Origin of the sequence: Caloramator sp. Dgby_cultured_2 (assembly GCF_028872215.1) — a bacterium.
GTDB classification, from domain to species: Bacteria; Bacillota; Clostridia; order Clostridiales; family Caloramatoraceae; genus Caloramator; species Caloramator australicus.
Genome location: NZ_CP118396.1, coordinates 2,443,562 through 2,450,000, shown reverse-complemented (window position 1 = coordinate 2,450,000; position 6,439 = coordinate 2,443,562). Strand labels below are relative to the sequence as shown.

The 6,439-nt window shown below is 34.7% G+C and carries 8 protein-coding genes and 2 pseudogenes (1 of these 10 only partly in view); 1 reads left to right on the top strand and 9 read right to left on the bottom strand.

The window, feature by feature from the left end:
• The 7 genes and pseudogenes from PWK10_RS17155 to PWK10_RS17125 all read right to left on the bottom strand — a co-directional run.
• Nucleotides 1-521, bottom strand: partial view of an OPT family oligopeptide transporter gene (locus PWK10_RS17155; protein WP_274766869.1) — the beginning only. Its footprint begins 1,411 nt before the window's first position; only the first 521 of its 1,932 coding nucleotides appear in the window; the start codon lies at nt 519-521; its stop codon lies off the left edge, out of view.
• A 246-nt stretch (nt 522-767) separates the two neighbouring features.
• Nucleotides 768-1,712: a thiamine pyrophosphate-dependent enzyme gene (locus tag PWK10_RS17150; protein WP_274766868.1), complete on the bottom strand. Its 945-nt coding sequence runs from the start codon at nt 1,710-1,712 to the stop codon at nt 768-770.
• 11 nt (nt 1,713-1,723) lie between these two features.
• A pseudogene (gene porA, locus PWK10_RS17145) lies at nt 1,724-2,901 on the bottom strand (pyruvate ferredoxin oxidoreductase).
• An 18-nt stretch (nt 2,902-2,919) separates the two neighbouring features.
• Nucleotides 2,920-3,222: a 4Fe-4S binding protein gene (locus tag PWK10_RS17140; RefSeq protein WP_008909627.1), complete on the bottom strand. Its 303-nt coding sequence runs from the start codon at nt 3,220-3,222 to the stop codon at nt 2,920-2,922.
• Nucleotides 3,215-3,793, bottom strand: a complete 579-nt coding sequence (locus PWK10_RS17135) for a 2-oxoacid:acceptor oxidoreductase family protein (protein ID WP_008909626.1) — start codon at nt 3,791-3,793, stop codon at nt 3,215-3,217. Before PWK10_RS17135 ends, PWK10_RS17140 begins: the two co-directional genes overlap by 8 nt.
• Before the next feature lie 217 nt (nt 3,794-4,010).
• Nucleotides 4,011-4,289: a pro-sigmaK processing inhibitor BofA family protein gene (locus PWK10_RS17130; RefSeq protein ID WP_274766867.1), complete on the bottom strand. Its 279-nt coding sequence runs from the start codon at nt 4,287-4,289 to the stop codon at nt 4,011-4,013.
• A gap of 44 nt (nt 4,290-4,333) precedes the next feature.
• Entirely contained in the window at nt 4,334-4,555 is a 222-nt protein-coding gene (locus PWK10_RS17125; RefSeq protein ID WP_008909624.1) for a hypothetical protein, read from the bottom strand.
• 115 nt (nt 4,556-4,670) lie between these two features.
• Here PWK10_RS17125 and PWK10_RS17120 point away from each other — a divergent pair, with 115 nt between their 5' ends.
• Nucleotides 4,671-5,366 (top strand): DUF6062 family protein, encoded by a 696-nt coding sequence (locus tag PWK10_RS17120; RefSeq protein WP_274766866.1) that lies wholly within the window; start codon nt 4,671-4,673, stop codon nt 5,364-5,366.
• Nucleotides 5,367-5,483: 117 nt separating this feature from the next.
• Here PWK10_RS17120 and recR read toward each other — a convergent pair.
• Both recR and PWK10_RS17110 read right to left on the bottom strand, forming a co-directional pair.
• Nucleotides 5,484-6,078, bottom strand: a pseudogene (gene recR, locus PWK10_RS17115) (recombination mediator RecR).
• A 14-nt stretch (nt 6,079-6,092) separates the two neighbouring features.
• Nucleotides 6,093-6,431, bottom strand: a complete 339-nt coding sequence (locus PWK10_RS17110) for a YbaB/EbfC family nucleoid-associated protein (protein ID WP_274766865.1) — start codon at nt 6,429-6,431, stop codon at nt 6,093-6,095.
• Nucleotides 6,432-6,439: the final 8 nt, after the last annotated feature.

The following is a 6,439-nucleotide window of genomic DNA, read 5'->3' as shown; positions in this document are numbered from 1 at the left end:
GTTCCACCTTCTTCACCTGCAACTAAAACTTCAGCGCAAGCAACTCCTTCCGGATATGGAAGCTTTCCATGTTCTTGAACAATTAAATATCTTCTAATAGGAATCATGAAAAGAACACCAAGAGCACCACCAACAAATGTAATTATTCCCATTGTTAATGCATCTGGACTTTCTCCCCATAAAAATAATGCTGGAAGTGTAAAGATTGCACCTGCCGCAAGGGATTCACCAGCTGATGCGATAGTTTGAACCATGTTGTTTTCAAGAATTGACTTTCTTCTTAAAACAACTCTAACTATTGCCATTGAAATAACTGCCGCTGGTATTGATGCTGAAATAGTCATACCAACTTTAAGTCCAAGATAAGCATTTGCGGCACCAAATATGATGGACAAAAGTATACCTACAACTATTGACAAAGCAGTAAACTCAGGCATAACCTTTTCTGATGGAATATAGGGCACATACTTTTGTCCCTCCTTAAGACCATAAGCGCCTTCTGGAAGACCCTTTCTTGACATAAAACCTCCTCCTTTAAAAAAATGATTATATCTAATTTATATTTCTATAATAAACAAAATTTTCCTTCAAATTTTTCGAAAATTTAAAAATATTTTTAATATTTTCTAAATGCATGGTTAGAAAGAAATATGGTATTGACAATCATTATCATTTATGTTATATTTAAAATAAACCAAAATATATTTAACCCTTTAGAGAATACCCCTATCACATAAAAAAGCTTCGGGCAAATGCCCGAAGCTTTTTTATTTAACCTTTGCAAGGAATAAAAGTCTTTCCCATCTTCTATCTACTTCTTCTTGTATTCTTTGGATTATATGTTCATTTTCTGGCTTAAATAGATGCTTAAATCTTCCTTGTGGTTTTAACCATTCTGTTACTGGTAACTTTTGTTTTGGTATATAATTTATCTTATATTCGCCGTTTTCTACTTCATAAAGTGGCCAGAAGCAAGTTTCTACAGCAAGCTTCATAAGTTCAAGCTCAGTTGCTGTATCGCATCTCCATCCTCTTGGGCATGGAGTTAATACATTCATGAATTTAGGACCTTCAATACTAAATGCTTTTTCTGATTTATTATAAAGGTCGAACATATATGGAGTTCCAGGAATTACAGGAACTGATTGCGCAACATATGGTAGGTTATGTGCAACCATAATTTCAGTTAAATCTTTTCTAAACTGTTCCTTACCAGGCTTTACTTTTCCTGCTGGTGAAGTTGTTGTATCTGCACCAAGTGGAGTTGCTGATGATCTTTGGATACCAGTATTCATATATGCTCCGTTGTCATAGCATACATAGAGCATATCGTGCCCTCTTTCCATAGCACCTGATAAAGCTTGTAAACCGATATCGTATGTTCCACCGTCTCCACCAAATGCTATGAACTTATACTTGCCATCCACCAATCCCTTTCTTTTCATCGCCTTGAAGGCAGCTTCAGCACCACTTACAGTTGCAGCTGCATTTTCAAATGCTGTATGAATCCAAGAATCCTTCCATGCTGTATATGGATATAGACATGATGAAACTTCAAGACATCCAGTTGCGTTTGAAATAACAGCTCTTTCATCATCCTTTAGAGCCTTAAGTATCCAGTTAACAACCATTGGTGCTCCGCAACCTGCACACATTCTATGTCCACCGGTAAATCTAACCTTCTTCTTAGAAAGCTCCTTTAAATTTGGCATAAAAACACCTCCTATTCTCTTACACCTAAGTAGTTGTAAACTTCATATTTTCCTGTTTCAATTGCATTGAATAGGTCAGCATAAACCTTTTCAATTTGAGTTGTAGTAACGTCTCTTCCACCAAGGCCATATATATAGTTAGTTACTATCTTTCCATCTGCTCTTCCATACATAGCGCTTCTAACTTCAGCAAATAATGGACCGCCTGCTGCTGAGAAGCTATCAGCCTTATCCATTACTGCAACAGCCTTAACGTTCTTTAGAGCTTCTGCAAGCTCTTCTGCTGGGAATGGTCTGAATACTCTAATCTTTATAAGGCCAACCTTCTTGCCTTGTGCTCTTAAATTGTCTACAACGAACTTTGCAGTTCCTGCAGTAGAGTTGATAACTACTATTGCAGCTTCTGCATCTTCCATTTTGTATTCTTCAAAGAAGCCATATTTTCTTCCTGTTAACTTTTCATATTCTGCTGCAACTTCAAGGATTACCTTCTTTGCATTCTTCATAGCTTCCGCTTGAAGTCTCTTGTGTTCAAAATAGTGGTTTGGAAGATCAAGTGGTCCCATTGAAACTGGGTCTTGTCCAATTAAAGCAAATGGAGCTTCTCTTTTACTCCAACAAACTTTTTAACTTCTTCATCATCAAGCATCTCAAGGTTTTCAACTGCATGGCTTGTTATAAACCCGTCATAGCAAACCATAACTGGAAGTTGAACGTCCTTATGTTCCCCTATTCTTATTGCTTGAATTAAGTTATCATATGCCTCCTGTGCTGTTTCACCATAAAGCTGAATCCAACCTGAATCCCTTGCACCCATAGTATCTGAGTGATCGTTATGTATATTGATTGGTCCTGAAAGTGCTCTATTTGTAACAGCAAGAACCATTGGAAGTCTCATTGATGCACCAACATAAAGCATTTCCCACATAAGTGCAAGACCTGCTGATGCTGTTGCAGTCATAACTCTTCCACCTGCTGCTGCAGCACCTATACATGCTGACATCGCACTGTGTTCTGATTCAACTGCTACGAATTCTGTATCTACTTCTCCATTAGCAACAAATTGTGAGAAGTATTGTGGAACTTCTGTTGATGGTGTTATAGGGAAAGCAGCAACAACATCTGGATTTATCTGTTTCATACCAAATGCAACTGCTTCGTTACCACTTAAAGAAACTCTCTTTGCCATATCCTAATCCTCCCCTCATTATTCTTCTGGAACGAAGTCAAGTGCGCCAAACTTACATTGCTTTGTGCAAACTCCGCATCCTTTACAGTGATCATAATCAAATCCCTTTATCTTTCCGTCTTCAACAAGGATTGAATTGTCTGGACATACTACCCAGCAAAGTAGGCAGTGTTTACATTTATCTTCATGCCATACTGGTCTCATTGCTCTCCAGTCACCAGTTTTAAAATCCTCTGCATTACCAGCATCAAGAATTACTCCACCTGGTGTAGTTTCCTTCCAAGTAGTGTTTGGTGTTATATTCATCTTTCTATTATTCATTTCCCTTCACCTCCTCAAGTGCTCTCTTCACAGCTTCCATATTCTTTGGAACAACGTGTGGCTTGTTTGCAAACTTATGCTTGAATGAAGCTTCAATGTCGTTTAAGAATACATCAACTGGAATAACACCTGTAATCTTAACAACTGCTGCAAGCATTGGAGTATTTGGGAAGTATGCTCCAAGTGTTTCTTCTGAAATCTTTCTTGCGTCAATTGTGTAAACCTTTCCGTTGAAGTTTAATTCCTTTTTAATTTCTTCAGGTGACTTTGCAGTGTTTACTATAACTGCTCCACCTTCCTTTAATCCTGCTGTAACTGGAACTGACTTGATTAATGTTTCGTCAACAACAACCACATAATCTGGTTCATAAATATTGCTGTGGATTGTTATTGGCTCATCGCTTATTCTGTTGTAAGCAGTAATTGGAGCCCCCATTCTTTCTGGACCATATTCTGGGAAACCTTGAATATACTTTCCGGTATTAAAAGCTACTTCTGCAAGAAGTAATGAAGCTGTCTTAGCACCTTGTCCACCACGACCGTGCCAACGAATTTCAACTAGCTTACCCATTTTACTTTTTCCTCCCTTCATTTAAAAGAAATTCTAGTATAACATAATAATTATTAATTAATAACAGTTCTTTAAAAATAGTAAAATTAAGAATAGTCAAAAATATAACAGGGCATCAAATAGATTGTAACAAACCCTACATTTAAAGTCAATAATTTCAAAAATAAAAAGGATTCGACATATCAGGCGAATCCTATAAAAAATATTTATTATTTTTTTATAACGGATATACTATATATTTAATTAAAAATATTAATAAAAGCCCTGGTATACCTAAAACTCCGACTAAAAACGATGTTATTAAATTCAGAGGTATAGTCATTTGAAAAAGATTGAGTAATATGTTCATAGCAAAAACAATAAGTCCCCCAATTGCTGTTTTTAAAATTATTTTAAAGATGATCAGATTTTTTAATTTCATTGAAAGGACCAATAAAATTAAAAATATAACTACACCTAAATAATAAATTATACTTTGATCTATATTCAACATCATAGAAATCCCCCCTTAAATCATATTTATTCAAACAAAAAATATTATTACCTTAACTTCTTTAAAATGTATGCAATCCTTTTTTGAATTGCCTTTTCAGCATAAATTGCATATTCTATAAGGTCAGGATCATCCACATAATTTATATAATTTCTTATAAGTTCAAGCTCTAAAACTGCAGCCTTGAATTCATCCTTTAATGCATCATTTTCATTGACCTTTTCCTTGGCAATATTTAACTTTTCAGCAAATTTTATATTCATTTCCATAAGAAATCCACCTCCCCTATGTTATCTGTTATTATTCCCAAAATGTGGTGGATTTAAACAGATTATTGATATATAATAATTAAGAGTTTTAATATTCAACAAAGGTGTGAAAGCTATGAAGTTATCCATTGAACAACTAAGAGTTTATGAGGCCTTTGAAAATAAAACAGCTGAATGTCCCCTGTGTTTAATTCAAAATGAATATGAAAGGCAATTAATAGAAGTTATATTGGGAGAAATGGTAATGGATTCCGAATTCTACACAAAACTAGGGAATGAATTTTTATTTTGTAGACGGCATTTTGAAAAGCTTAATCAAACCTATGACAAGCTTGGTTTAGCATTGATTCTAGATAAGATAATAGATATTGAAATAAATAATGTTGAAAAAAGTGCTCAATCAATAAATAAAGATTCTTTAATTCGCAAAATATTTAAACCCCACAACAATATTAGATATGATAATAATCAAGAATGCTTTATATGTAATAAAATTTATACCAATATCATTGATAATATAGGCATTTTAATCCATCTTTGGATTAGGGAAAAGGATTTTAAAACCTTATATAAAACCTGTAAAGGTTTTTGTAAAAATCATTATTTATTAATATTATCATATTGTAATCATCATAATACTTACGAAACGGGAATTAATGAATTTATTGAAGTTACAAAAGAAATTCAAAACAAAAGTTTAAAGGAATTACAAAAGGAAATTCAGTGGTTTATTAAAAAGTTTGATTATTTAAATGCCGATGCTCCTTGGGGAACATCTAAAGATGCTGTGCAAAGAGCATTAAAAAAATAGTTGGTTATAAGGAAGAGCCTTAAATTTACTCTTCCCTTTTGAACGACTTTATTTTCTTTTGAAGGAGTTTAATTGGAATTGAAGGAGTTTTTTGAGGAAGACACAAAAAGAAGGGATTTAAATTTCCCTTCTTCCTTCTAATGCTTTACTTAAAGTCACTTCGTCGGCATATTCTAAGTCCCCGCCTACCGGGATTCCATGGGCTATTCTTGTAACTTTTACTCCTAAAGGTTTCAAAAGCCTTGCAATATACATTGCTGTTGCTTCACCCTCAACATTTGGATTTGTTGCCAGTATTACCTCCTTAACCTCAGGAGTAATTCTAGATAAGAGCTCTTTTATTCTAATATCATCCGGACCAATCCCACCTAACGGAGAGATAGAACCGTGAAGCACATGATATATCCCAAAAACTCCCTTGTTCTTTCCATTGCGATAACATCCTTTGGTTCTTCAACAACACAGATGGTTGTTTTATCCCTCTCTGTATTCTTGCATATTATACATGGATCCACATCCGTTAGGTTACCACAAACGGAACAATACTTTATATTCTTTTTGCATCTACAAGAGCCTTTGAAAAACTCTCTACATCTTTTTCATCCATGTTTAAAACATGAAAGGCTAATCTTTGGGCAGTCTTTGGCCCTATTCCTGGAAATTTAGTAAACTCATCAATAAGTTTCAAAAGGGAATGGGGATAAAAATTCAAAAAATCACCCCACATTAGAAAAGACCTGGCATTTGAAGCCCACCAGTTATCTTTGCCATTTCGCTTGTCACAGTTTCCTCTGCTTTATTTGTAGCCTCATTAACTGCAGCAAGTATTAAATCTTGAAGCATTTCAACGTCATCTGGATCAACAACTTCTTTCTTTATCTTTATTTCAAGAAGCTGCTTTTTACCGTTTACCACTGCAGTTACAGCACCACCGCCAACTGAAGCTTCAAAAGTTCTATTATGAAGTTCTTCCTGAAATTCTTCTATTTGTTTTTGCATCTTTTGAACTTGCTTTATTAAATTATTAAATCCGCCTCCCATTGGTGGCATTCCACCCTTGAACATTTTAAAAC